This window comes from Candidatus Laterigemmans baculatus (assembly GCF_010367455.1).
GTDB lineage: Bacteria > Planctomycetota > Planctomycetia > Pirellulales > Pirellulaceae > Laterigemmans > Laterigemmans baculatus.
In genome coordinates this window covers 23,978-48,553 of record NZ_WRPR01000018.1, presented here as the reverse complement: position 1 = coordinate 48,553, position 24,576 = coordinate 23,978, and the positions used below count along the sequence as shown (strand labels likewise).

The following is a 24,576-nucleotide window of genomic DNA, read 5'->3' as shown; positions in this document are numbered from 1 at the left end:
TCGGCTTGCCGTTAAACGACTTGGTAGCCAACTGCTGGGCACTGCTGACTTTATGGCAATTCAGCGTGAGAAAGTGGCGCTGTCCAGCTAGGCTGGCGAGAGCCTCAACTACCGATACTCCGAAGGTGCGTTGTCATGGATGAGTCGCGCGGCGACGAGGATGAGGAGGAATTTTCGCTCGACGATCTCGGAGCCGCGTACGCTCGCGCGATGGCCGAATCGGGGATCGTTCCCGAGCCGCCTCCAGACGCCGAGGCGAGCGGTGGGGAACCGGAGTCCGAAACCGTTGCCGGGGACGATGCAGGCGAGGCCGTGCCAGCCGTCCCCGGGGCAGAGCCGGAGGAAGACGATTTAGCGATCTCGCCCGCGGCGATCGTCGAAGCGGCGCTGTTTATCGGCCACCCCGAGAATCGGCCCCTGACCGCAGCGCAAATCGCCGCGACAATGCGGGGGGTCTCCGCCGATGAGGTCGAGCAGATCGTCGACGAGCTGAATGCGGGCTATCAGCAGAACGGACACGCCTTCTGGATCGATCGCCGCGACGGCGGGCTTTGGATGGGAGTCCACGAGTCGCTTCGTTCGGTGCGAAACGCATTCTACGGAAATATCCGGGAGACGAGGCTGACTCAGGGGGCGATCGACGTGTTGGCGCTGGTCGCTTATCAACCCGGAGCGACGGCGGCCAAGATCGCCGACCAGCGGGGGAAGGACTGCGGACCGGTTCTGAACCAGCTCGTTCGCCGCGAGCTGCTGGAGATGCGCCGCGAGCCGCAGGAGCAGGGGAAGCCGATCCCCACGTTCTACCCCACCACACGGCTGCTCAATCTGCTCGGGCTGAGGAGCCTCGAAGATTTACCGCAAGTCGACGAGACCGACGTGGCACCGCGGGGTTGAGCGCCGAAGCTTTTTTCGCGGTCACACCATCAGCCGCAACGCGCTAGCGTCCGGTTTTCACCGCGTTTTCGAGAACCGGGGGCTAGCGCCCGGCGGCTGATGGATGAAAGATGAAGCGCGTTGCGATTAACGAATCCCCCACCACCCAGGATGGACCCCATGCTCAATACCGACGAAGCGCTTCAGCGGGTACTGCGATTGATGGCGATTCCCGGCAAGAGCTGCGAGGAGCAGCAGATTGCCGATGCAGTTGTCGCCGAGCTCCGCGCCGCCGGGTTGCCGAGCGAGCAGATCACCAGCGACGACGCCCATACCCGCACTCGCAAGCCGGGGGCGGTGGGGAATTTGATCGCTCGCCTTCCCGGCACTGGCGACGGCCCGACCACGCTCCTCTCGGCCCACCTCGACACGGTGCCGATCTGCGTTGGCTGTGAGCCGGTGGTCGACGGCGATTTCGTGCGTTCGGCGAACTCGGCGACGGGGCTCGGAGCGGACAACCGCGCCGGTGTGGCTGCGGTGCTGACCGCCGCGGTCGAGTTGTTGCGAAGTGGCCGGCCGCACCCGCCGTTGGTGCTGTGCTGGTTCGTGCAGGAAGAGATCGGCTTGCAAGGCTCGCGGAACATGGATCCCGCGGTGCTCGGGCCCATCGACGTCGCAATCAATTTCGACGGCGGCACGGTCGAGAAGCTGACGATCGGTGCGACCGGCGGCGAGCGGATGACGATCGAAGTCCGTGGTCGGGCCGCCCATGCGGGTGTCGCTCCGGAGAATGGAGTCAGCGCGATCACGATCGCCTCGCTCGCCATCGCGGAACTTGAGCGCGAGGGTTGGCTCGGGCGGATCGATCGCAGTGAAGGCCGCGGCACTTCGAACGTGGGAATCATCCAAGGTGGCGATGCAACGAACGTCGTCACGCCGGCGGTCCACTTGAGAGCCGAAGCGCGCAGCCACGACTCGGCGATGCGGGAGCGGATCGTGGCAAGATTTCGCGAAGCCTTCACGACTGCTGCTGCCGCCGTCTCGTCGGCCGAAGGTCACACCGGCAGCATCGAGTTCAGCTCGACTGTCGATTACGACTCGTTCCGTTTGTCCGAAGACTCGCCGTCGGTCGTCGTCGCTCGCGACGCGGTCACTGCGGTCGGTCGCACGCCCTATGCCGAAGTCGCTGGGGGTGGCCTGGACGCCAACTGGTTGTACCGCCATGGGATCGAAGCCGTTACGTTGGGATGTGGCCAGCGGAATGTGCATACGACCGACGAGCAGTTGTGCATCGCCGACTACCTCGACGCTTGCCGAATCGCCCTCCGCGTTGCTGCGGGGGAGAATAATTGAGGACTGGGAACCACGAAGGACACGAAGGTCACGAAGGAAGAGTGGAGAGTTGAACCGCGGATATTGCAGATAGCGCGGATTGTTGGTGCTCGCTCTTCCCCCTTTCATCCGCGTTCTCCGTGCTATGCGAGTTCTTTCTTTTTTTGTGCGATTCCGTGTCCTTCCGTGGCCACCATTCGTCTGCTTCGTGGGATCATTCTTTTTGAAACGAGTTTTTTTGCGGGACGGCAGCGGGCATGCGCGATGATGATGAGCTCTGCCTGTGCTTTCATGTCACGCGGCGGAAGATCCGCAATTACATCCGCATTCACCGGCCGCGGGTCGCAAGCCAGCTCAGCGAGTGTGGCGGGGCGGGGACCGGCTGTGGCTGGTGCCGCAAGATGCTCCGCAGGATGCTCGAGGAAGGTGGGGCCGAGGACGAGCGCCAGCCGGATGCGGCGATCGAGAGCTGGCCGGATGCAGAAACGTACGCGGCGGGGCGTCAGCGGCATCTGCAAGAGCGCCGCACCGGTTCGTGACTCGGTAAGCGCGTGGCGGCTGATGCCCCATCCCGACTTCGCCCCCGGGACCCGTGGCCAAAAGCGCGGCGAAACGTTAGGTTATGTGGCTGGAATTGATTCACCCAGTGCCTCCCAACGCCCGCAGCATCTATGGCCCGTCGCGTCGTCAGTCGAAAGGATCTCCGCGCCCAAGCGGAGGCCGCCGAAGCCCAGGAACAGGCCGAACCGAAGAAAAAGGCGGTCAAGAAAAAGACGACCGTTAAGCGGAAGACGAAAACCAAGGCCGCGGCCGATGTGCGGATGAAGCTCTACTGGGGCGTCTTTAGCCAGAACCTCAAACGCGTGGCGGTCTTCGAATTCGACCAGAAGGACGAAGCCGACAAGCGGGCCGAGGAACTGAGCAAGGGGGGCAAGAGCCCGCACTTCGTCCAGAAGGTCAAGGAAGAAGTCGTCGCCGAGTAAATCACCCCCCGGCGACTGGTTCAGGTCCCGCGGACGGCGCCGTACCACCGCAGATGGGCTCGGTCGCAGTAGCGAAAGCCTTGGCTCTCGCACCATTGCCGAACCCAGTCTTGCTGAGCGTCGAGCGCTTCGGGCGTGGCGGCTTGGGGCATGATCCAGACTTTCTCAGGGGGCGCGCCGAGTTCGTCGATCGCGGCCAGCACCTCCTCGGTCTCCTGCTGGCGGTCGATCACGAATTTGATCTGGTAGTCGCCCGCGCGGCTGATCAGCGACTCGATCACCTGCGGCTGCCAGCGGCGGCGATGGTGGGCTTCGATCCACCGCTCGCCGATCCGCGGATCGCGATCGGCGAACCGCTCGAGCGACGGCGCACTGCCGCTCGTCTTGGGGCTGATCGAGAGCAGATCGCAGTGGACGGGGCGATCGACGGTCGCGGCGGTTTCGATCGTCAGGTGCAGCCCAGCGTGGCGGATCGCTTGGCACAGCTCCACGACGGAGATCGGCAGCAGCGGTTCGCCGCCGGTGAGCACGACGTGCGCCGGGCCCGCCGCGGTCGCCCACTCGACGAGCTCGTCCCGCGATACCCACTGGCCATCGGGCTCCCAGGAGGCGTACGGTGTGTCGCAAAACCAACAGCGGAGGTTGCAGCCGCTGAGCCGAATGAAGCTGCTCTCGGTTCCGGTTAACGATCCTTCGCCCTGTCGACTGACAAACCGCTCACTGACCCGCAGCTGTCCCCGCCTATCGCGCAGGTCGATTGCTTGCGACAATCCCGCATCAGCCCCAGGAGTATTCACGGTGCCCAACGACCTCGACTTCAAAACCATCTTAGAAACTTTCGAAAACCCGGTGCCGGGCCGCGATTACACGATCGAGCACCACGCGCCGGAGTTCACCTCGGTCTGCCCGAAGACGGGCCAGCCCGATTACGGAACGCTCGTCTTTCGCTACGTGCCCGACCAGAAATGCGTCGAGCTGAAGAGCTTGAAGATGTATCTGCAAGCCTTTCGCAACGAAGGGATTTTCTACGAGCAGGTGACCAACCGAATCATGGATGACTTCGTCGCAGTCGTCCAGCCACGATCGGCGACCCTCGAAAGCCGCTGGACGCCGCGGGGCGGAATGCACAGCGTGATCACGGTCGCGTACCCCTAACCCGGCCCGTCCCCCGGGGCGGCAGGCTCCCGTCGCGACGTTGGATGCGTCGCGGTTCCTCACCTTTCCTCCAACCGCTTGGACCTCCGAGACATGAATTCTGCTCCATCCGTTTTGCTCTCTGGCTTTGCCGACGAATCGGCCAATGACAAGCGCGCCGAGCTGCAGTTCGCTGCGTTCGCCGCACTCGGCCTTCGCTACTACTCGATCCGCTTCATCGACGTCGGCAACGGCATTAAGAACGTGATGGCGCTCGAGGAGGGCGAGGTCGAGACGGTCAAAAAGTTGCAGTCCGATTACGGGCTCGAGGTCAGCTCGATCGGCTCGCCAATCGGCAAAGTCAAACTGCTCGACGTCGACGACGGCACGCAGAACCGTTACGTGCCGTTCGACGAATACTTGAAGAAGGATGTGGTCACCGCGTGCGACCGGGCCGAAGCCCTGGGAGCCAAGCTGATCCGCGGGTTCTCCTTCTACCACCCCCGCGACACCTCGCCCGAGGAGCACCTCGATCAGGTCGCCGATCAACTCGGCCAGATTGCCGAAGCGTGCGATGCGCGGCGACTGACGTTCGGCCTCGAGGTCGAAGCGAACCTGGTCGGCCAGTCCGGCAATTTGCTCGCCGAAATCGCTCGCCGCGTGAATCACCCGGCGATGCTGACGATCTTCGACGCGGCGAACATCGTCGTCCAAGGCTTTACGGCCGACGAGGTGTTTGGCGAATACCTGGCGATGAAACCCAGCCTCGGTTGGTTGCACATCAAGGACTACCACGACCCGTCGCCGAGCGGCCGGATCGGTCATGTCGACGAAGCATCGCTCGAACATTTTGTTCCCGCCGATGTCGGCGACTCGGGGCACGAGGCGATCCTCCGCGACTTCAAGTCGCTGATCCCGGAAATCGAACAGCGGATGTCGGCTCGCGGCGTTCCAGGGGTCTTCTTCGACCTCGAGCCGCACGTCAAAGGGGGCGGGCAGTTCGGCGGCTTCAGCGGTCCCGACGGGTTCGGCGTGGCGCTACGTGGTTTGTGCCGGACGCTCGACTATGTGGGGATCGGATACGATCTCCGCAACATGGACGACATCCGCGCGTCGCGGTGAGCCAGCGGCTGCCGTTAGACGCCATTTCATCAGCCGCCGGGCGCTAGCCCCCGGTTTCCGAAACTGCCGAGAAACCGGACGCTAGCGCGTGGCGGCTGATAGTGCGACGATCGAAGACGGTCCACGGGGCGCGACCAGCTAGCCCACGATTCTGCGATTTGGAGAGAGCTCGGCCGTGAATTTTCTCTCGCACGCGTTGCCGCATTTGGACCGACCTTACGTGGCCGCTGGAACGGCGGTCCCGGATTGGCTGTCGGTCGTCGATCGGCGCGTGCGAGCCCGCTCGGTGCTGGCGCGTCCGCTGCTCGAGGATCCCGATCCCGCGGTGCGCTGCATTGCCGAAGGGGTGATCCGCCACCACGAGGACGACCGCTGGTTCCACGCCAGCCAAGCGTTCGCCGAATTGAACCTGACGTTTGCCCTCGAGCTTCGTGGTCTGCTCGCCGGCGACGAGGGATTCCGCCCCAGTTTCTTGGGGCACATCTTGGTCGAGATCCTGCTCGACGCGGACTTGATCGCCGAGGATCGCAGCCGGGCCGATGCCTACTACGCGGCGCTCTCGGAGCTCTCTCCGGAACTCGTGCAAGCGACCGTCAATCGCTTGGCGGCGAGGCCGACCGATCGCCTGGCCGAGCTGCTGCCGCGATTCATCGCCGAGCGCTTCTTGTATGACTACGCCAGCAACGACAGACTCTTGATGCGGTTGAACCAAGTCATGCGGAGAGTGCGGTTGCCGATGTTGCCCGAGACGCTGTTGCCCTGGCTCGATTCGGCTCGGGAACGCGTGGCGAGCCGCCGTGGAGAGCTGTTGCAGCCTCCGACCGATCGAGCAGGCCTCCCCAGACCGTTCTGAATCCGCAACTGTCCTCTAGCCGCAACTGTCCCCTAGCCGCAACCGTCCTGAAGCCGCACAGGCGATTTTGCCTGTTCTCCCCTATCCTGGAAGCGAGACACCATGAAGTACGGAATGAATCTGCTGCTGTGGTCCGGAGAGCTGAACGAGTCGCTGATGCCGGTGCTCGAGCGTCTCAAGGCGATCGGGTTCGACGGGGTGGAGCTGCCGATCTTCAACCTCGACCTCGACTATGCCGACTGGGGGCGGCGGTTGGATGATCTCGGGCTGGAGCGGACCGCGGTGACGGTCCGCAACGCAGCGGACAACCCGATCTCTCCCGACGCGGCGGTGCGGGCCAAGGGGGTGGAGCTGAACCAGCGGACGCTCGATTGCTGTGCCGCCGTCGGCGCCCAAACCCTGTGCGGCCCGTTCCACTCGGCGATCGGCGAATTCACCGGGTCGGGGCGGACCGACGACGAATGGGCGTGGGGCGTCGAAAGCATGCGACAGACGGCCGAGCATGCCGGTCAGGTGGGAGTCCAGTTGGCAGTCGAGTGCCTCAATCGGTTCGAAACCTATTTCCTCAACACCCACGCCGACTCGACCCGCTTCGTCCGCGAGGTGGACCATCCGGCCTGCGGGATGATGTACGACACGTTCCACGCGAACATCGAAGAGAAGAACATTCCCGAGGCGATTCGCGCCGGCGGTGACAAGCTGGTGCACATCCACATCAGCGAGAACGATCGCAGCACGCCGGGCGAGGGGAACATCCGCTGGGATAAAAACTTCGATACGATCGCCGGGATTGGCTACGACGGCTGGCTGGTGATCGAAGCCTTCGGAATGGCCCTCCCGGAACTGGCAGCCGCCACGCGAATCTGGCGGCGGATGTTCGACAACGAGATCGATCTGGCCAAGAACGGCCTCGGTTTCATGCGTCGCCAAATCGAGATGCGCCGCCGCAACGGCTGAGCTCCACGGTCTCCGCCGGAAGCAGCCTGGCCGAAACGAGAGTCCACAAAAAAAGCCGGCCACCCAGGTTTTCACCCGAGTGGCCGGCAATATGAATCCTCCGGTCGTAGGCGGCAAAAACGGAGCCGCTGGGAGAAAAGCGTGGACCGGGCGTGCTACTGCACTAGCCACTGAGATGGTCCAGGCCTACCCGAAAAATGATCCCTCTGCCTACGGACGACCAAAGGATGTGGGCCGCGTGAAGCGTCCCACGTCTTCAAGTTTAGGCCCGCTCTCGCGGACAGCAAGGTAGTTCGGCTGCCTGCGGGGCAACGATCGAGGTTTTCTCCAAAAAAGTGGCGAAGAGTCCTCGCGTGCGACACCCGCGGTGGCCGCTTTCCTTGCTCTAAAACCCGCAATTGCTCCCGCTTCACAACACCTTTCCGCGCCATTCGACCGACCCGCTGGTTTCCCGTTTCTCGCCCCCCGCTGCCCCTCCTGCGATGGATTTAAACCGACTTTCCGAGACACTTTGCGAGGACGCGGTTCGCCGAGCGGCCGCGCTGCGAATTTCTGCTTCAAGCGTTGGTGGCGGGCAGCTGCTCGACTTCGGAATCGACGCTCCCGGAGGGCTGGCTGCCGGATGCCTCCTGGCTCGGATCTGTCTGGGGGGGCTGGCTGAGGTTCAGATCGTGCCCGAGCGGGCAGCGGACTTCGGTTCCTCGGCCGCCGTCTCGGTCGCGACCGACCACCCCTGGCTCGCTTGCCTCGGAGGCCAGTACGCGGGCTGGCCGGTCCAGGTGGGCGACTTCTTTGCCATGGGGAGCGGGCCGATGCGGATGGCCCGCGGGTGCGAGGAAGTGCTCGAAGAGTTGGGGCTGGTCGAGTCGGGGGGAAAGGCGTCGACAGCAAAAGTGGTGGGGGTCTTGGAGACCGAGAAACGGCCGACGGCCGAGGTCGTGCAGTATGTTGCCGAACAGTGTGGAGTGGCGAGCGATGCGGTCGTGCTGGCGGTTGCTCCGGTGACCTCCCTCTCTGGCGTCGTGCAGGTCGTCGCCCGCAGCCTCGAGACGGCGATGCATAAGCTGCATGCCCTCGGCGTGGACCCGCGGATCGTGCAGAGCGGTTTCGGAGTCGCACCCTTGCCTCCGCCAGCGGTCGACATGGTCGGTGGGATCGGTCGCACCAACGATGCGATTCTGTACGGTGGCCGCGTCACGTTATGGGTGGATGCGGATCAGGCGGAGATCGATCGGGTTGGGCCGAGCGTGCCGAGTGGAGCGAGCAGCGACCACGGTCGGCCGTTCGCCGAGATTTTTAAGTCCTACGACTACGATTTCTACAAGGTCGACCCCCAGCTGTTCAGTCCCGCTGTGGTGACCTTCGCCAACCTGCGGACCGGGATCAGCCGGACGTTTGGAGAGTGGGACAGCTCAGTGCTCCACTGCTCGTTCGCTCCAGCGGTTGCCGGCGCCGCCCCGAGCGGTGGAGAGTCGTCGCTGTGAGCGGCGGTCGTCGCTTGTTGGTGCTCGGCCCCGGCGAAGGCTGGCACGCCGACCGGCTTCGCAGCGCCGCCGCCCGGCGCGGCGACTCGCTCGAATTTGCTGCCTACGAGTCACTTGCCGCCGCGCTCGATCCTTCGTGTGGGCATCGGGCGAGTTGTGAGCGGGGATGGCTCGGCGATTTCGATGTGGTCCTGACGCGAACGATGCCGCCGGGGACGCTCGAGCAGATCACATTGCGGCTGAGCGTCCTGCACGCGGCGGTCGAGGAAGGCCTGCCGGTGGTCAATGAGCCGCGGGCGTTGGAGATGGCGATCGACAAATACCGCACGCTCGCCCGAGTTGCGGCGCTCGGATATCCCGTTCCCGAGACTCGCGTCGTGCAGTCGCGGCGCGAAGCGATGGAAGCGTTCTCGGCGCTTGACCGGGACGTGATCGTCAAACCGCTCTTCGGCGGCGAAGGTCGCGGCGTGATGCGGGTCCATGACCGCGAGCTAGCCTGGGTCACCTTCTCGACCCTCGAGAACCTCGGAGCGGTCCTCTACGTCCAGCGGTTCGTCCCGCCGGGTGGCGTCGACACGCGTCTGCTTGTGATCGGCGAGCAGGTCTTTGCCGTGCGGCGGACCGCCGCCGAAGGATGGAAAACCAACGTCGCGGCCGGCGCTCGGTGTGAGAAGATCGAAGTCGAAGAGTGGCATCGGCAGCTCGCCCAGCGGATCGCCGGCGACATGAGTCTGCGGATCGCTGCGGTCGATATGATCGACAGTGCGGACGGAGAGCCAAAAATCCTCGAGGTCAACGCGGTGCCAGGATGGAAAGGAGCCGAAGCGGCACTCGGCATCGATGTGGCAGAGAAGATACTGGAGGCCACGGAAGGACACGAAAAAGCACGGAAAGTTGGGGTATGTGGCTTGTTCAATAGTGAGCATCGAGTTCATTGACAGAGAATTGCAACGTTGCCGCGCGGCTGAGTCGCACGGCGCGACTGATCCCATCGGCGCTGGCGATCGCCGAGCCGGAGGGAAGGGCGCGCCCGGGGCAAGCCCGCTCGTATCGGGCGATCACTTTCGCCGAGCTCGACGACCAGACCGAGCGGATCGCCTGCGGACTGCTGCGGTGGGGAGTCGAGCCGGGGATGCGGCTCGTGTTGGCAGTTCCGTTCGGGACCGACTTCATTCGGCTGACCTTTGGCCTGCTCAAGGCGGGGATCGTGCCGGTGCTGGTCGATCCGGGGATGGGCCGCAAGAACTTGGTCCGCTGTCTCGAAGCGGCGGCTCCCGATGGCTTCGTCGCGATTCCAACCGCGCATGCGATCCGCATGGTGCTGCGGAGCAAATTCCCCCACGCCCGCTGGAATGTGACCTTCGGCCGCCGATGGTTTTGGGGCGGCGCGACGGTGGAGCAGATTTTGCAGCGCGGCGAGAACCCCGACCCACTGCCGTCGCGCAGCTCGGAGGACGATGCCGCGGTGATTTTTACGACCGGCAGCACCGGGCCGCCCAAAGGGGTGCGGTACACCCATGGCATCTTTAATCATCAGATCGACCTGATCCGCGATCGTTATCAGATTCGGCCCGGCAGCCGCGACTTGGCTTGCTTTCCGCTGTTCGGGCTGTTCGACGCCGTCATGGGCGTGACATCCATCATTCCCGATATGGATCCCACGCGCCCAGCGGATGTGAATCCCGAGCGGATTCTCGAAGCGGTCGAGCAGTGGGAGATCGATCAAGCGTTCGGATCGCCCGCCTTGTGGAACACCGTCACGCGGTGGTGCACGCGGACCGGCAATCGTCTGCCTACGCTTCGCCGAGTCCTCTCGGCCGGAGCCCCCGTGCCGCCGAGCGTGCTCTCGGCGCTGCGCGAGTGCATCCATCCGGAGGCGAATATCTATACGCCCTACGGTGCCACCGAGTCGCTGCCGATCGCCTCGATCGAATCGCGGGAAGTGCTCGACGAGACGGCGGAGGTCAGCCGCGAGGGTGGCGGGACTTGCGTGGGTACGCGTTTTCCATCGATCGAGTGGAAAGTGATCGCGATCGATGATGGCCCGCTCGCCACTCTCGACGAAGTGCGAGAAGTGCCAAGGGGAGAGATCGGGGAGTTGATGGTGACCGGACCGGTGGTGACCCGCCAGTACGTGACGCGGACCGAGCAGAACGCGCTGCACAAGGTCCGCGACGGCGACCGGATCTGGCATCGCATGGGTGACGTCGGCTATCTCGACGACCGCGACCGGTTTTGGTTTTGCGGGCGGAAAGCGCATCGCGTGCAGACCGCCGCAGGGACGCTCTACACGGTCCCCTGCGAGGCGATCTTCAACGACCATCCGGCTGTGCATCGTTCGGCACTGGTCGGCATTGGGCCGGCGCGAAATCAACAGCCCGTGCTGATCGTCGAACCCCTTCCCGAAGCGCGACCGACCACGCCGGAGGCGACCGAGCGGCTGCTCGCCGCGCTGCGAGAGCTCGCCGCAAGGCATCCTCACACGCAGTCGATCAGCGACATTCGCATCCATCCCTCCAAGCTGCCGGTCGACATCCGCCACAACAGCAAGATCTTTCGCGAGCAATTAGCCGAATGGGCGGTGGAGGGTTGAGAGGCGAGAGGCGAGAAGCGAGAGGCGAGAAGCGAGAGGCGAGCATCCTTTCTCTCGTACTCGTACTCAGCGAAGCGGTACTCGTACTCAGCGAAGCGGTACTCGTACTCAGCGAAGCGGTACTCGTACTTTCAGGGTAGGAGGCGAGTACGAGTACGAGTACGAGTACGAGTACGAGTACGAGTACGAATGGATTCTTCTCTGCTACCTGCTACCTGCTACCTGCTACCTGCTACCTGCTACCTGCTACCTGCTACCTGCTACCTGCTACCTGCTACCTGCTACCTGCTACCTGCTACTTCGACTTCCAACACTCCTCGCGCTCCGCTGGGGAGGCGGCCGGTGACATTCACTTCGGTCAACGGATAGCGGCCGGGGACCCAGCGTTGGTTGCTCTTGGTGGAAAAGATCCGCTGGGGCAAGACCAGCTCTTCGCCCGCTTTGAGTGGGCTGTCTTGGTACAGGAAGTACTGGCTGTTCAGGTCGAGCGTGAGGTTCGGAATGTCGAAGTCGGCTTTGTTGCGGACGACGATCACGTCGGTCAGCAATGCCCCTTCGCCCGAGGCGACCGGGATCGGCCGCTTGGTCACTTCGACTTCGACCGGCAGCGATTTGTCGGTCGCCGGGCCGTGCAGGATGGCGTAGCCGGTCAGCGCGATCAGCGGCAGGATGCAGGCGAGCAGCAGGGCGAGCGTCAGGCCGCGGCCGCTCAGCTTGGGTTCAGGTCGCTGCACGATTCCCTCCGCTACGGCACAACACGCGTCGCCCCTCCACCAGCAGGTCCCCGGCTGCGAATTTGCGAATCGCTTCGGGCAGCGCGCGGCATTCTTGCTCGAATACGCGAGCGGCCAACGTTTCAGGGGTGTCGTCGTCTTCGACCGGGCAGGTCCGCTGGAGGATGATCGGACCGCTGTCGTACTCGTTGTCGACGAAGTGAACCGTGCAGCCGCTGACTTTCACCCCGTAATCGAGGGCTGCCGCGTGGACTCGCCGGCCATACATCCCCGCACCACAGAAGCAGGGGATCAGCGACGGATGGATGTTGATGACGCGCTCTGTGAAATCATCCGGGATCTGCACGTGCTTTAAGAATCCGCCCATCACCACCAGGGCGACTCCCGCGGCTCGGCACGGCTCGAACATCGCCCGGCAATACTCCTCGGGCTGGCCCGCATACCGCTTCTGCTCGACGACCAGCGTCTCGATGCCCGCCTCACGGGCGAACGTCAAACCTCCGGCTGCCGGGTTGCTGCTGATCACCAACCGGAGTTCGATCGGCAACTGCCCGGCGCGCTGCAGCGCAATCAGATTCCGAAGCGTCGTGCCGCCGCCGGAAATGAAGACGGCCGTAGGGAGCATGGGGCGTTGGGAGTGGGGGTGAGGGAGGTTTTTTCGGTCCCTTCTCCCTCAAATGCTTCGCGAGAGGCTCTATCAGAAAACTACGCGGTTCCGATTTTTTGAGCCGAAGGCGCTAGCCTCGGGCCTCGCAGCCCCTGGGGGTTCCACAGCAGAACCCGCGGCTAGCGCCGTCGGCTCAGGATTTTCTGACAGATGTTCTCGCGAAGGATTCGGGGGAGAGGGGACAAATTGTTTACGGTCGTGTCGGCGTGCAGACGACTCGGATGTAGAGCTGAACGTCGTCGTCGCCGAGCGAGGCGGTCAGCGGCTCGGTCTCGGCAATCGGTTCGTACTCGAGCAAATCGGCCAGCGTCTCGTTCACGATCCGCTCGCGGTGCTCTTCCACCGCCGCACGCACTTCCTCCGAGTCGCCAACGACGGCGACTTCGATTCGGTCGGTGAATTCGCAGCCGAGCTCCTTCCGCCGATTTTGAATCGTGCGGATCAAATCCTTCGCGATTCCTTCGCGGCGGAGTTCCTCGGTGACCTCGGTGGAGAGAACGACGACCGAGTCGCGGCCTTGTGCGGCAGCCCAACCCGGGCGGGCCGAGAGACGGACTTCGACGTCCTCGCCGTCGAGTTCGAACACTTCGCCATCCACATCGAGCTCGATTTTGCTGTCTCGCTGCAGTTCGACCAGCAGACGCCCACCGTCGGCCGCTGCGAGCGCTTTTTTGACTGCCGGCATGTGGCGACCGACGCGGGGACCGAGCCGCTTGAAGTTGGGAACGACGTCGTACTGGACGTACTCCCGGCCATCGGTCGTGTAGTCGACCGCTTTGACGTTCAATTCTTCGCGGACCAGGTTGTCGTGGCGGCGCAACCACTCGGTGTGCGTATCGTCGGCGAGCACCACTTCGACGCGGGCGAGCGGCTGACGGACTTTCAGTTTGGCACTGGCTCGCGCGGCTCGTCCGAGCGAGGCGATCTCCCGCAGCACGTGCATCGCGGTCGAAAGATCCGCATCGAGGTTCGCGGTCGAAGGCTCGGGATAGTCGCAGAGGTGGACCGAATCGGGCACGGAGCTGGCGGTCGCTTCCGCATCGGCACCGCGGAACGGCGCCGTCAGGTTCTGCCACAGCGTCTCGGCCAGGAACGGAACGAACGGGGCGATCAGCTTGCTCGTCTCGAGCAGCACCTCGTAGAGGGTCCAGTAGGCATCGAGCTTGTCGGGATCATTGCGGTCGCTGGCCCAGAACCGATCGCGGCTGCGGCGGACGAACCAGTTGCTCAGCCCGTCGACCAATTCGGTGATCGCGGCACAAGCCGCATAATTGTCGTAGGCGTCCATCCGCTCGACGACCGTGCCCACCGTCCGCGCCAGTTCCGAGAGGATCCAGCGATCGATCTCGCTTCGCTCGGAAGCGGGCCGATAGGTCGCGGCGGATGCGAGCCGCTCCGGCTTCAGGTCGCCCGGGTCGCCGATGCCCGCGGTGCAGTCGAAACGATCGATCTCGGCGTAGATCGTAAAGAAGCTGAAGACGTTCCAAAGCCGCAGCAGAAACTCGGGGATCGAGTCGCGGATGGCCTGCTCGCGGTAGCGGATCTGCGTCCAAGGGGGCTGGCCGGCGAAGAAGAACCACCGCAGCGCATCGGCTCCGTACTTGTCGAAGATCTCCCGAGGCTCGCGGTAGTTCCGCTTGCTCTTGGACATCTTCGTGTTGTCCTCGCCGAGCATCAGCCCGAGCACGATGCAGTTGCGGAATGGGTGCGGATAGGAGATCGCCCCCGCTTCGGCATTCTGAGACGGCTGCGTGGCTTCCTGGAGAGCCGTTTCGGGGTCGGCCGTGCGGCCGGCGGCTTCGCCGAACAGCATCGTGCTGATCGCCAACTGGCTGTAGAACCAGCCGCGGGTCTGGTCGAGCGCTTCGCTGATGAAGTCGGCCGGGAACTGCGACTCGAAATGTTCCGCGTTCTGGTGCGGCCATCCCCACTGGGCAAAGGGCATCGACCCGGAGTCGTACCAGCAGTCGATAACTTCCGGGACCCGCCGCATGCGGGCCCCGTCGGCGAAGGGCGAGTCGTACTCGACGGCGTCGATGTACGGTTTGTGAACGCACAGATCGTCGGCGAGTTCGGGATTCGCCGCTTTGGCCTGCTCCCAAACTTCAGTCCCGCGAAGGCCCGGTTTAGCGAGCAGTTCCGCGTAGGAAGCGATCGCTTCGAACCGGCCGGTGGCCTGGCATTCCCAGACCGGCAGCGGGGTTCCCCAGTAGCGTTCGCGCGAAAGCGCCCAGTCGACGTTCGATTCGAGGAAGTTGCCGAACCGTCCGTCGCGAATGTGGGCCGGCAGCCAATTGATCTGGCTGTTGTTCTCCAGCATCGCCTGTTTGAAGGCGGTGGTGCGAATGAACCAACTTTCCCGCGGGTATTGGATCAGCGGATCCTCGTCGGCTCGCCAGCAGAACGGGTATTCGTGCAGGTACTGTTCTTGGTGGTAGAGCAGCCCGGTTTCCTTGAGGCTCCGGATCAGCGGCTTGTCGGCATCTTTGACCCACATCCCGGCGACCGCAGGGGCCTCGTCGGTGAACTTTCCGTCGGGACCCACGGCATGGAACAGGCTGGGCTGCTCGCCCTCGACGAACCGAGCTCGCTCGCGGTCGAAGACTTCGTAGTCAACTTCACCGAACGCGGGGGCTTGGTGGACCAGCCCCGTACCGCTGTCGGTGGTTACGAAATCGGCCGCGACGACTCGCCAGTAATGGTGCAGCGTCTCGCCATCGAGCGTCCGCCCGCTCGGGTCCTCGAGCCGCGTGCGGAAGTCGTCAAAGGGAGGCTGGTAGCGGAGCCCAACGAGCTCGCTGCCGCGGCAGGTTTCGAGCGGTTGGAGATCGCGCCGGGTCTTGGCCGCAAGCGACTCGACTAGTGCCGACGCGACGTAGAACTGGTCTCCGGTTTCCGCGTCGCGGCAGAGGCTGTATTCCAGCTCGGGATGGACCGCGGCGAACATGTTGCTCGGCAGAGTCCAGGGCGTGGTGGTCCAGACCAGCAAGCTGCGATCGGGCTGGTCGACCAGCGGCAACCGCACGTAGACGCTCGGGTCGGCCACTTCGCGGTAGCCCTGTCCGACTTCGCCCGCCGAGAGCGCCGTGCCTCCCTGGGCCCACCACCACACGATCTTGTGGCCGCGATAGAGCAGTCCTCGATCGAAGAGGTTTTTGAGACTCCACCACACGCTCTCGATGTAGCTTTTGTGGTAGGTCACGTAGGCCTCTTCGAGATTGACCCAGAAGCCGATCCGGCGGGTCAACTGCTCCCACTCGCGCATGTATCGCCAGACGCTCTGCTGGCAGCGCTGGATGAAAGGCTCGACGCCGTAAGCTTCGATCTCCTCCTTGCTGTGGATCCCGAGTTCCTTGCCGACCTCGACTTCGACCGGCAGTCCGTGGGTGTCCCAGCCCGCTTTCCGCTCGCAGCGGTAGCCGCGCATCGTGCGGTACCGCGGAAAGAGGTCCTTGATGGCCCGCGTCAGGCAGTGCCCTGGGTGGGGCAAGCCGTTGGCCGTGGGGGGACCCTCGAAAAAGACGAACGGAGGCGCATCGGCCCGCTGGTCGAGCGAGCGTTGGTAGACGTTGGCCTGGTCCCAGAAACGGAGGACCGCTTCCTCCTGCTCCGGGAAGTTGACGTTGGTCGAGACGGCTTTGAACATCGCGGCTAATCCTTCAGGTCGTCGTCGATGTCGTCGTCCAGGTCGTCCGCCAAGCTGTCGAGATCATCGAGCTCTTCCTCTTCTTCGTCATCCTTATCGGGACCGAGCCCGAATTCGGCGCTGATCTCATCCTCGATTTCGATTTCGTATTCGTCTTCCAGCTCTTCTTCAAAATCGTCGTCGAACTCGTCGTCAAAATCGTCCTCGTCGATCTCGTCGAACTCATCCAGATCGTCGTCGTCCTCGTCCGCGCCGGCCGGCGGATCGCCATCGCCCAATTCGCTGTCATCGTCGAACCCCGAAAGCTCTGACGAGAGCGTGCGATTGGCATCCGGATCGATCCAGCCGCCGCAAGCACCGCGGCGAGGGTCGTCGATCTCGGGGACGGGCGAGGTCCCGACCGAAGGGGAGTCGCCATGGGGCTCGGGAACGTTCCGATCCGCGGGATCGGCAACGGCACTGGAGCGATTGGCAGCGGCAGACAGGACGGCGGACATAAGAATCGTGACCGGCGGGCAGGTGGAATGCGGTACTTGAGACAAAGGGAATGAAATTCTGAGGGTGCGGTGGCAGGAGAGGGTCCGCGGAAGCTGGGGCAGTTTGCGAAAGAGATCTAGAGTTTCGCGACGTCCCCCGGTTTGTCAACGCAACGGCCGGTCGCCGGCCGAATTCTGTAGGGAGAGCGGCCGAGCGGGATTGTCGCGAGGGAGCTCTCTGGGTTACTTAGGTAAGATTCGCGGCTACCGGCCGGACGGATTATTGACACGGTGAACGGAGAATCGGTGATGGATCGCCGCGATTTCTTAAGCCTCTGCACGCTGGCCACCGCTTCAGTCGCCAGTGGCTGCGCAGGACGCCAGTACGGGCATCTGCTCTCGAGTCAGGATGTCGACATGGTCGGCAGCCATCAGGCGGGGGCGGCGGTCTGGAACCCGTTGGTCGACGAGGCCGTCGCCAAACTGCTCGGTCGCTGCGACACGGCAGCCGTGCAACCGGTGGGATTCACGCCTCACAACCCCGGCTCCCCATCGCCCGCTCTCGAAGGGCCCAGCGGCGGCCACGGCGAATTGCCACCTCCCGCGGGAGCGGTGGGGCCTGCGGCCGTCTGTTTCATCGGGCTCGAGAACAAGAGTGCCGAAGAAATGATCGACTTTAAGGAACAATTGTACGAGCGAATCGACTCCCAAGTGAATGGGGCGGCAAACTTTCGCATGATCAGCCGCCGGATGGTCGACGCCGCACTGCTCGAGACGCGGCTCCGTCCCGACTCGCTGTTCGTGCCGGCCAACCAGGCTCTGTTCTCCGCGGCCCTCGGTCGCCAGGGGAGCACGGTCGACTTCCTGCTCTACGGAAAAATCACCAGCGGCACGACCGAGCGGAACGACAGCACCCAGCGCGATTACTTGCTGACGCTCGAAATGGTCAACGTCCACACCGGCGACTACGTCAAGGAATCGGCCACGATCCGCAAAGGCTATCACAAGAGCCGCGCCGGTAAGTGGTGGAACTACGGCCCCTTCCAACAAGCGGATGGGTAGGAAGGTTTCTCTCCCTCCTACTCAGCGAAGCGGTACTCGTACTCCTACTCAGCGAAGCGGTACTCGTACTCGTACTCAGCGAAGCGGTACTCGTACTCGGTCCCCCAGCGCTGGCAGCGAGTACGAGCACGAGTACGAGTACGAGTACGAAGTGGATTGATCCGCCCCTGCAACCGCAACCTGCAACCTTCTATGCCTCGGTTCCCTCGCAATGCTGCTTGCCTTGCGGCTTGCTTGCTCGTGCTCCTCTCGGCTGGATGCCGCAGCGGATGGGCGACGCTCGAGCAGGGCCGCGGTGCGTACTACGCAGGGGATTTTCAGTCCGCGCGGACGGCGCTGACGGCGACGATCGAGCAGGACCGGAAGCTGGCCGATGTGGCTCGACTGGAGTTGGCGGTCGTCGAACTGGCCGCTGGCAATCCCCACGCCTCCGATGCACTCCTCCGCGAGTGCCGCGACGCGTTCGACCAGCGCGATCCTCCCGAGGTGGTCCCGAGCGCCGGGAGTTTGATCAGCGACGAGCGGGATATGCCGTACGATGCGGCGAGCTACGAAGACGTGATGATCCGTTCGCTGCTGAGCATCTCCAGCTTGATGAGCGACTCGGGGGACGCCGAGAGTTACGCGATGCAGGCCCAGATGCGGCAGCTGCAGTTGGCCCAGGCGGCTGAGGAACGCGGCTTGGAGAACGTGGGCGAGGTCTACCAGCCGCTGGCTTTAGCTCCCTATATCCGGGGCATGATTCGCGAGGCGACGCATCACGATTACGACGATGCGACGCGGGCTTATCAGTTGGTGGCCCAGTGGGAACCGGCGTTCGCCCCGGCCCAGTCCGATCTGCTCCGCGCCAGCCAGGGGACGCACAGTCAGCCCGGACATGGGGTGCTGTATGTCTTCGCTCTGGTCGGCCGCGGACCGCAGCGGGTCGCCGACGTGGCCGAAGCGACCGGACCGGCGCTGCTGATCGCCGACCGGCTGGTGGCGGCGACGACCCAGTACGCGATTCCTCCGACGCTCGCTCCGGTCCCAATTCCCCGCGTCGTGGTCCCCGGTTCTGCGGTGGCCGCGGTGGGAATTCAGATCCCCGGAGCCCCGCCGCTTCGGACCGCCCCGCTGACCGATGTGGGCTCTCTGGCGGTGCGGCAGATCGAGGCCGAAATGCCTTGGACGGTGGCTCGCGGCGTCGTCCGCCGGGTGGTCAAAAAGGCCATCGTGGCGACGACGGTCGATTCGGTCGGCGGCGACAACGCCGCGCTGCAGCTCGGCGGTTCGCTGCTCGGCTCGGTCTGGGAAGCGACGGAGAAGCCCGATCTGCGTTGCTGGAGCCTGTTGCCGCGGGAGATCCAGGTCCTGCGGGTCGAGCTGCCTGCGGGAAAACACCGCTTCTCAGCTGCCGCCCTCGGGGATTCGGGACTCCGCTCAGCCGTCCGCGATCCGGGAGCGGAGGCCGAGGTGGTCATTCGCGACGGGGCGAACTCTTACGTCCTGGTCGCCGCCCCCGAAGACCGCGTGACCGCGGTCGTTCTTCGCTAGCCATAGTCGCCTTTCGCTCCGCCAGAGTCGCCTTTCGCTCCGCGAAAGAAGCGGGTTCTGCGCCACTTTCGCGGAGCGGAAGGCGACTTTGCTTGCGCTACTTTCGCGGAGCGAAAGGCGACTCTGGCGACTCTAGGGCCTACATGAAATGCGCGGTTTACGCTACTTTTGCTAGCAACCAACGCCCCGCGCAGCTTAGATGGAGAGGCCGCTGGGAATATTCACTCGCGCAGGAAGCGTCACGTGCACTACGTTTACCTGGACTTCAACAGCACTTCGCCGCTCGCCCCTTCGGTCCACGAGGCGATGGAGCCGTTTTGGGCGGAGCATTTCATGCTGCCTGGCCAAAACCATGCGGGCTGCCAAGGGGTCGCCGAGGCGCTCGAGCGGGCCCGCGAGGGAGTGGCCGAACTGGTGGGCTGCGAGGCCTTTGAGATCGTCTTCACCAGTGGCGGGACCGAGGCGAACAACCTCGCCGTGCTGGGGGTGACCAACCGCTCGGCGAGCGGCCATGTGATCGTCTCGGCCCTGGAGCACGAGTCGGTCTGCAACGCGGTCGGCTCGCTGGAGCGTCGCGGCTGGCGGGTCGACGTCGCCCGAGCTGGATCCGATGGCGTCGTCGAAGCGACCGAGATCGAGCGGCTGCTCCGCGACGACACGCGGCTGGTCTGCTTGCAGGCGGCCAATCCGATCCTGGGAACGATCCAGCCGGTGCGGGAGGTCGCAGACATCTGCCACGCCCGCCAGATTCCGATCCACTGCGATGCGGTGCAGTTGTTTGGCAAGCTGCCGGTCGACGTCGGGCTGCTCCGCGCCGACACGGTCTCGGTCAGCGGCCACAAGTTCTATGGGCCCAAAGGAGCCGGAGCGCTCTTCGTCCGTCGCGGCTTTTCGCTTTCGCCGGTGATGTACGGCGAGATCCGCGAAATGGGGCTGCGGCCGGGATCGGAGAACGTCACCGGTTGGATTGGGCTCGGAGCCGCCTCGCGCTTGGCGGGCCGCTGCGCCGCCGAGGCCGCCGAGCGGATGAGCGAGTTGCGGGCTCGGTTCGTCCAGCGGCTCTGTGAGCAGATCTCGCCGCAGCCGACGATCCTTTGTGAAGCGGCCGAGCGGTTGCCGAACACCGCCACGATCGAGCTTCCCGGCGACGCCGCGCGGATCGCCCGCGTCGCTCGGCATCTGGTCCTGGCCACGCCTCGGACCGCCAAACCGGCCGACGAAATGACTCGCTGCCTCCAAGCGATCGGGCTCAGCCCCCAGCGGATCGGACGCTGCTTCCGGATCAGCCTCGGGTGGACCACCAGCCAAGAGCAAATCGACCGAGCCGCCGACCTCCTCGCCGAAGCCTGGGACACCTGCAGGGCGTAGGAAGGTTTCAGGTTTCAGGTTTCAGGTTTGAGTACTCAGTACTCAGAAGTACTCAGAGTTTGAATGGTTTCTCGGAGCCGGAGAGGGGCACGTAGCGGTAGGGCGTCTGCAGGATCAGGGCGCACATCGCGGTCGTGTAGAGCCGCCCGCCGACGCTGCCGTAGCGGTCGACGAAGTGCCACGATCCCGCCTCGTGACCCTCGGTCGCTTGGGTGGCCAGCAGATGATCGCGGAGGGTGCGTGCAAAATCCATGCGGCCAAAATGCTGGCTGTGGTGCAAGGCGAGCATCGCGTAGTAGTCGTAGTAGACGTCGGTCGGCGAAGGGCCCTTGAAGGCGATCCAGTCGAGCCCTTCGGTCATCTCCGTCTCGCCCGGCTGGTGGCCGAAGTAGAGCATCAGGACCAGGCCGATCGCGGTTGTCGAGAGTCTCGGTTCGGGCGTCTTGTAGCCGTACCGGTTGCGTTCGGGATTGGCCAGCGAGAGAACGTACTGCTTGGCTCGCGGGATCACATCGGTCGGGCTCGAGATCTCCCGCTGCTCGGCCGTTTTGAGCGCCATGATCTGCCAAGCGGTGAGGGTGATGTCGCCCGGCCCGCCCGGCTGATAACCCCAGCCCCCTTGGCGGTTCTGGGCCCACGCGGAGTACATCGTGGCACCCTCGAGCAGGTCTCGCAGGTCTTCGTCGCCGGTCAGCGCAAAGGCCTCGGCGAGTGCGAAGCTGGCGATGCCGTGCCCGTACATCGAGCCTTGGGTGGATCGCAGGTCGACGCCGTAGTCGCTCGGGAGCTGTTGACCGCGGAGAAAGTAGATCCCGCGGCGGACCGTCTCGGAATATTCGCCGGATTGGTGGGTGTGGCCGGCACCGAGAAAAGCGAGCAGCGCGAGACCCGTGGCAGCCGTTCGCGGCGTCGGGGCGTCATCGGGATTCTTGAGCGGATTCTTGCACTCGCCTTGGCAAGGCCCGTGGGGATCGTCCAAGCGGAAGGACCACCCGCCGTCGTTGTGCTGATGGGCGGCCAGCCAGCGGAGCGCGTCGTCGACCGCGGCTTCGCTTTCGAACGTCGCCGCTCCGGAGGCGACTGCCGCCGAGCGGCCTGCACCGCTACGGTCCCCCAAACGGCCACCGGCGAGGTTGACCATCAAGGACGAAGCGTCGGAGCCGCCCGAGAGGGCTCGCAGTGGCGAATCGGGGACCACCGGGTTGGGTTTGGCCGTGGGCGAGTCGACTTGCAGGGTCATCTGGTCCGGAGAGATCGCCACTTGGATCGGTTCCGCCGCGGCGGTTGCCTCATCCGCTTGCTCGAGCTCGTTCGCTTCGGACTCGAGTCGCATCAGCGGCGCGTCGCTCTCGTCGGACGTCCAGCCCAGCCGCAGCGCTTCGCCACGACCATCGCCCCCGCCGCCGACGGTCAGCATCGCCAGCAGTAGCACGACCGCCATGTGCAGGATCAGGCTGACCAGCCAAGCCGGGACGCGATCGTCGCGGAGCCAGCCCGCAGCGCGTGGCTGAGTTTCGCCCGCCGATTCCTCGCGCTCGAGCGCTGGGGCGTGAGCCGCAAGAGAAGGCGGATCGCTCGCAGGAGGAACCGCGCTTGGAGGCGTTGGCGCGGAGTCCGCAGCTGCAACGGCTGGAGGGGCTGCAACGGCTGGAGGAGGCGGAAGGTTTCCATCCGACTTCCAGCGCCGCGAGCCCGCTTCGGCGGGCAATGCGGATCGAGGCGATGGTTCGGATGGTGCGGGCATGGAGCTGCGTCGAAAAGAACACGGGTGTCCTTTCGACTATAGCTCAAGCAATCCACGGCGAGCGCGGCGGAGCCCGGAAAGCGGCGGCGGGACGGCGCTTCCTTTCTTGCTCGTACTCAGCGAAGCGGTACTCGTACTCGAAACGGCGTGATCCTGGGTCGAACCCGAGAGGGAAGCGAGTACCGCTGCGCTGAGTACGAGTACGAGTACGAGTACGAGTACGAGTACGAGTACGAGTAGGCGGGAGGCTTTTATAGCGGGAAATCGTCTTCCGCTGCCGCGTCGGCGTAGAGCGGCATGTGGCGGTAGTAGACTTCGAGGATCATGGTGGCGAACGAAGTCGAACACAGTCGGCCCCCTTCGAGCGGTCCGCGGTGGCTCTTGCTCTCGGGCCAGTGCCAGCTGCCCTGGGCGTGTCCTTCCTGAACTTGCGATTCAACCAACCAGTCGCGGAGTTCGTTGTTGTAGGATTCCCATTCGGGACCGCCGTGGTGCCGCAGGACCTGGGCGGCGTAGTAGTTGTAGTAGATGTCTTTTTCGTCGATCCCGCGGCGGGCCAGCTTCTCGACCCCCGCTTGGATCGCCGGGTGAGTCTTATCGACGCCCAGATACATCCGGCAGAGCAAGCCGATCGGCGTGCAGGAGAGGGGCCCGCTGACGGTGCTCTCATTGCTCGGCCTGACGACGTAGTGGTAATCGGCTCCGTCGGAGGCAGCTACCGAGTCGAGGAACAGATTCACTCCGGCGATCGTCCGTGGCGGGACGACGAGGTGCCCGAGGTGGCCGCTCTTCAGGGCCATCACTTGCCAACCGGTCACCGAGGTGTCGCCGGGGGTCCGCGGCGAATACCGCCATCCGCCCCCGCGGTCTTGAGCCCAAGCGATGAAGTTCAGTGACTGCTGGGCCGGGGCGAGCAGCATCGGGTCCTGAGTCATCGCGTAGGCTTCGCAGAGCGCGATCGAGGCGAGCCCATGGGCGTACATCGATCCACCCGATTCGGTGAAGTCGAGGCACAGCAGCCCTTCCTTCTGGACCCGCTTGCCGTTGGAGATCAGGAACATCAGCGCCGCGCGGACGTTGTTCTTATGAACGCCCTGCATGTGCGTCTGGCCGGCGCCCAGGAATGGCAGCACGCCGAGCGCGGTCGCACCGTTGAAGGCTCGTGCGTAGTTCGGTTTGCAGACGCCGTTGCAGCCGCCAATTCCCCGGCAGACGACGGCGTGATTGAACGTCCAAGCGCCATTAGGCAACTGGTGCACGGCGAGCCATTTGAGTGCCTTGGCCACGGCCGCTTCGCTCGCCTCGGTCCCGCCGTACCGCTTCATCAGCTTTTGCTTCATGTCCCCGGTGCGGCTCGTCAGGTCCTGCGACATTTCGGCCGAGATCGATTGCAGGAGCTGATCGGCCGGGGCGACCGAGCTGACGATGCTCGCCATTTCCGCCGGCGCGGCGATCATCGCCATGGGCTGCTCGATCTGCATCGGCTCGACCGATTCCATCGTCGCCGGGGGGGGGACCATTTCCTCCAATTCCGTCGGCTCGGTGACCTCGAGCGACCCCGGATCGACTTCGGTGAGCGTGAACTGCTCCATCTCCGGTTCGGGGGTCGTGACGTTGGCGACCGTCAAAATGTTCTGCACCGTCTTGGCGTCGGTGATCGTCATCAGCGCCAGCACCAAGATCAGCAGCATGTGCACGAGCATGCTGATGAACCAAGCGGGAACGGCCTGGAAGAGCAAGAAGTGGCGGTTGCGAGGACTCGTCTCTTCGGATGCGGCCGCCGTGGGCGGGGCCGCACCCTCGGCAAACTCCGCGGACGTGGCGGCGGTCGCAGCTGAATTGTCGTCAACCATCGCCATCGAGTGGTCAGGCTCCGAGAGAAGGGGCACTTGAGCCGCTTGCAAGGGCAGGGGAGCAACACGCACGGGCGGCTTTGGGACCGAGTATAAACCAACCGGTCGCTCTCCGTACTATCGATCATCTTCGAAATGCAAACGCACTGAAGCGGTTCGGGT

At 64.3% G+C, this 24,576-nt stretch carries 21 protein-coding genes; 14 read left to right on the top strand and 7 right to left on the bottom strand.

The features are described from left to right. Nucleotides 1-135: 135 nt before the first annotated feature. The 4 genes from GNK13_RS03955 (at nucleotide 136) to GNK13_RS03940 (ending at nucleotide 3,188) form a co-directional block, all read left to right on the top strand. Nucleotides 136-894 carry an SMC-Scp complex subunit ScpB gene (locus GNK13_RS03955; protein WP_164101141.1) on the top strand — a complete coding sequence of 253 codons (759 nt, stop codon included), beginning with the start codon at nucleotides 136-138 and terminating at the stop codon, nucleotides 892-894. A gap of 159 nt (nucleotides 895-1,053) precedes the next feature. After that, nucleotides 1,054-2,226, top strand: a complete 1,173-nt coding sequence (locus tag GNK13_RS03950) for a M20/M25/M40 family metallo-hydrolase (RefSeq protein ID WP_235934761.1) — start codon at nucleotides 1,054-1,056, stop codon at nucleotides 2,224-2,226. A gap of 236 nt (nucleotides 2,227-2,462) precedes the next feature. Further along, nucleotides 2,463-2,744, top strand: coding sequence for a (2Fe-2S)-binding protein (locus tag GNK13_RS03945; RefSeq protein WP_164101139.1), 282 nt, complete (start codon nucleotides 2,463-2,465; stop codon nucleotides 2,742-2,744). 132 nt (nucleotides 2,745-2,876) lie between these two features. Continuing rightward, nucleotides 2,877-3,188, top strand: coding sequence for a hypothetical protein (locus tag GNK13_RS03940; RefSeq protein ID WP_164101138.1), 312 nt, complete (start codon nucleotides 2,877-2,879; stop codon nucleotides 3,186-3,188). A 20-nt stretch (nucleotides 3,189-3,208) separates the two neighbouring features. Here the strand turns inward: GNK13_RS03940 and GNK13_RS03935 are convergent, their stop codons facing one another. Then, nucleotides 3,209-3,958: a 7-carboxy-7-deazaguanine synthase QueE gene (locus GNK13_RS03935; protein WP_203545335.1), complete on the bottom strand. Its 750-nt coding sequence runs from the start codon at nucleotides 3,956-3,958 to the stop codon at nucleotides 3,209-3,211. A gap of 28 nt (nucleotides 3,959-3,986) precedes the next feature. Between GNK13_RS03935 and queF the strand changes: the two genes are divergently transcribed. The 7 genes from queF (at nucleotide 3,987) to GNK13_RS03900 (ending at nucleotide 11,331) form a co-directional block, all read left to right on the top strand. Further along, nucleotides 3,987-4,343: a preQ(1) synthase gene (gene queF, locus GNK13_RS03930; protein ID WP_203328913.1), complete on the top strand. Its 357-nt coding sequence runs from the start codon at nucleotides 3,987-3,989 to the stop codon at nucleotides 4,341-4,343. A 93-nt stretch (nucleotides 4,344-4,436) separates the two neighbouring features. Continuing rightward, nucleotides 4,437-5,444 (top strand): sugar phosphate isomerase/epimerase family protein, encoded by a 1,008-nt coding sequence (locus GNK13_RS03925; protein WP_164101135.1) that lies wholly within the window; start codon nucleotides 4,437-4,439, stop codon nucleotides 5,442-5,444. Between the two features lie 175 nt (nucleotides 5,445-5,619). After that, on the top strand, nucleotides 5,620-6,297 hold the full coding sequence (locus GNK13_RS03920; protein WP_164101134.1) for a hypothetical protein: 678 nt from the start codon (nucleotides 5,620-5,622) through the stop codon (nucleotides 6,295-6,297). Between the two features lie 102 nt (nucleotides 6,298-6,399). Beyond that, nucleotides 6,400-7,254, top strand: a complete 855-nt coding sequence (locus tag GNK13_RS03915) for a sugar phosphate isomerase/epimerase family protein (RefSeq protein WP_164101133.1) — start codon at nucleotides 6,400-6,402, stop codon at nucleotides 7,252-7,254. A gap of 482 nt (nucleotides 7,255-7,736) precedes the next feature. After that, nucleotides 7,737-8,738 carry a methenyltetrahydromethanopterin cyclohydrolase gene (gene mch / locus GNK13_RS03910; RefSeq protein WP_164101132.1) on the top strand — a complete coding sequence of 334 codons (1,002 nt, stop codon included), beginning with the start codon at nucleotides 7,737-7,739 and terminating at the stop codon, nucleotides 8,736-8,738. Continuing rightward, nucleotides 8,735-9,676, top strand: coding sequence for an ATP-grasp domain-containing protein (locus tag GNK13_RS03905; RefSeq protein WP_235934760.1), 942 nt, complete (start codon nucleotides 8,735-8,737; stop codon nucleotides 9,674-9,676). Before mch ends, GNK13_RS03905 begins: the two co-directional genes overlap by 4 nt. Further along, a complete protein-coding gene (locus tag GNK13_RS03900) occupies nucleotides 9,673-11,331 on the top strand; it encodes a fatty acid CoA ligase family protein (RefSeq protein WP_164101131.1) in 1,659 nt (552 codons plus the stop codon). The genes GNK13_RS03905 and GNK13_RS03900 overlap by 4 nt, the downstream gene beginning before the upstream one ends. 281 nt (nucleotides 11,332-11,612) lie before the next feature. On the opposite strand, the gene GNK13_RS03895 is transcribed toward GNK13_RS03900, so the two are convergent. From GNK13_RS03895 to GNK13_RS21415, 4 genes are all read right to left on the bottom strand, one after another. Then, complete coding sequence (locus GNK13_RS03895; protein WP_235934759.1) at nucleotides 11,613-12,065, bottom strand: hypothetical protein; 453 nt, start codon at nucleotides 12,063-12,065, stop codon at nucleotides 11,613-11,615. After that, nucleotides 12,052-12,690: a phosphoribosylglycinamide formyltransferase gene (gene purN / locus GNK13_RS03890; protein ID WP_164101130.1), complete on the bottom strand. Its 639-nt coding sequence runs from the start codon at nucleotides 12,688-12,690 to the stop codon at nucleotides 12,052-12,054. Before purN ends, GNK13_RS03895 begins: the two co-directional genes overlap by 14 nt. A 232-nt stretch (nucleotides 12,691-12,922) precedes the next feature. Further along, a complete protein-coding gene (gene ileS, locus GNK13_RS03885; protein WP_164101129.1) occupies nucleotides 12,923-16,378 on the bottom strand; it encodes an isoleucine--tRNA ligase in 3,456 nt (1,151 codons plus the stop codon). A gap of 5 nt (nucleotides 16,379-16,383) precedes the next feature. Next, on the bottom strand, nucleotides 16,384-16,875 hold the full coding sequence (locus tag GNK13_RS21415) for a hypothetical protein (protein ID WP_203328911.1): 492 nt from the start codon (nucleotides 16,873-16,875) through the stop codon (nucleotides 16,384-16,386). Nucleotides 16,876-17,163: 288 nt separating this feature from the next. On the opposite strand from GNK13_RS21415, the gene GNK13_RS03875 reads away from it, so the two are divergent. From GNK13_RS03875 to GNK13_RS03865, 3 genes are all read left to right on the top strand, one after another. Beyond that, the gene (locus GNK13_RS03875; RefSeq protein WP_164101128.1) at nucleotides 17,164-17,916 is read left to right on the top strand and encodes a penicillin-binding protein activator LpoB; all 753 of its coding nucleotides are present in this window, start codon (nucleotides 17,164-17,166) and stop codon (nucleotides 17,914-17,916) included. A 192-nt stretch (nucleotides 17,917-18,108) separates the two neighbouring features. Then, a complete protein-coding gene (locus GNK13_RS03870) occupies nucleotides 18,109-19,449 on the top strand; it encodes a hypothetical protein (RefSeq protein ID WP_164101127.1) in 1,341 nt (446 codons plus the stop codon). Nucleotides 19,450-19,692: 243 nt separating this feature from the next. Next, the gene (locus tag GNK13_RS03865; protein ID WP_164101126.1) at nucleotides 19,693-20,817 is read left to right on the top strand and encodes a cysteine desulfurase family protein; all 1,125 of its coding nucleotides are present in this window, start codon (nucleotides 19,693-19,695) and stop codon (nucleotides 20,815-20,817) included. Nucleotides 20,818-20,869: 52 nt separating this feature from the next. Here the strand turns inward: GNK13_RS03865 and GNK13_RS03860 are convergent, their stop codons facing one another. Next, complete coding sequence (locus GNK13_RS03860; protein ID WP_164101125.1) at nucleotides 20,870-22,561, bottom strand: hypothetical protein; 1,692 nt, start codon at nucleotides 22,559-22,561, stop codon at nucleotides 20,870-20,872. Between the two features lie 251 nt (nucleotides 22,562-22,812). Continuing rightward, entirely contained in the window at nucleotides 22,813-24,420 is a 1,608-nt protein-coding gene (locus GNK13_RS03855) for a hypothetical protein (RefSeq protein ID WP_235934758.1), read from the bottom strand. Nucleotides 24,421-24,576 lie beyond the last annotated feature (156 nt).

What these genes read in the sequence shown, in the direction of transcription:
- GNK13_RS03955 (WP_164101141.1), top strand. Translation starts at nt 136, where the DNA reads ATGGATGAGTCGCGCGGCGACGAGGATGAGGAGGAATTTTCGCTCGAC.
- GNK13_RS03950 (WP_235934761.1), top strand. Translation starts at nt 1,054, where the DNA reads ATGCTCAATACCGACGAAGCGCTTCAGCGGGTACTGCGATTGATGGCG.
- GNK13_RS03945 (WP_164101139.1), top strand. Translation starts at nt 2,463, where the DNA reads ATGCGCGATGATGATGAGCTCTGCCTGTGCTTTCATGTCACGCGGCGG.
- GNK13_RS03940 (WP_164101138.1), top strand. Translation starts at nt 2,877, where the DNA reads ATGGCCCGTCGCGTCGTCAGTCGAAAGGATCTCCGCGCCCAAGCGGAG.
- GNK13_RS03925 (WP_164101135.1), top strand. Translation starts at nt 4,437, where the DNA reads ATGAATTCTGCTCCATCCGTTTTGCTCTCTGGCTTTGCCGACGAATCG.
- GNK13_RS03915 (WP_164101133.1), top strand. Translation starts at nt 6,400, where the DNA reads ATGAAGTACGGAATGAATCTGCTGCTGTGGTCCGGAGAGCTGAACGAG.
- mch (WP_164101132.1), top strand. Translation starts at nt 7,737, where the DNA reads ATGGATTTAAACCGACTTTCCGAGACACTTTGCGAGGACGCGGTTCGC.
- purN (WP_164101130.1), bottom strand. Translation starts at nt 12,690, where the DNA reads ATGCTCCCTACGGCCGTCTTCATTTCCGGCGGCGGCACGACGCTTCGG.
- ileS (WP_164101129.1), bottom strand. Translation starts at nt 16,378, where the DNA reads ATGTTCAAAGCCGTCTCGACCAACGTCAACTTCCCGGAGCAGGAGGAA.
- GNK13_RS21415 (WP_203328911.1), bottom strand. Translation starts at nt 16,875, where the DNA reads ATGTCCGCCGTCCTGTCTGCCGCTGCCAATCGCTCCAGTGCCGTTGCC.
- GNK13_RS03875 (WP_164101128.1), top strand. Translation starts at nt 17,164, where the DNA reads ATGGATCGCCGCGATTTCTTAAGCCTCTGCACGCTGGCCACCGCTTCA.
- GNK13_RS03870 (WP_164101127.1), top strand. Translation starts at nt 18,109, where the DNA reads ATGCCTCGGTTCCCTCGCAATGCTGCTTGCCTTGCGGCTTGCTTGCTC.
- GNK13_RS03860 (WP_164101125.1), bottom strand. Translation starts at nt 22,561, where the DNA reads ATGCCCGCACCATCCGAACCATCGCCTCGATCCGCATTGCCCGCCGAA.
- GNK13_RS03855 (WP_235934758.1), bottom strand. Translation starts at nt 24,420, where the DNA reads ATGGCGATGGTTGACGACAATTCAGCTGCGACCGCCGCCACGTCCGCG.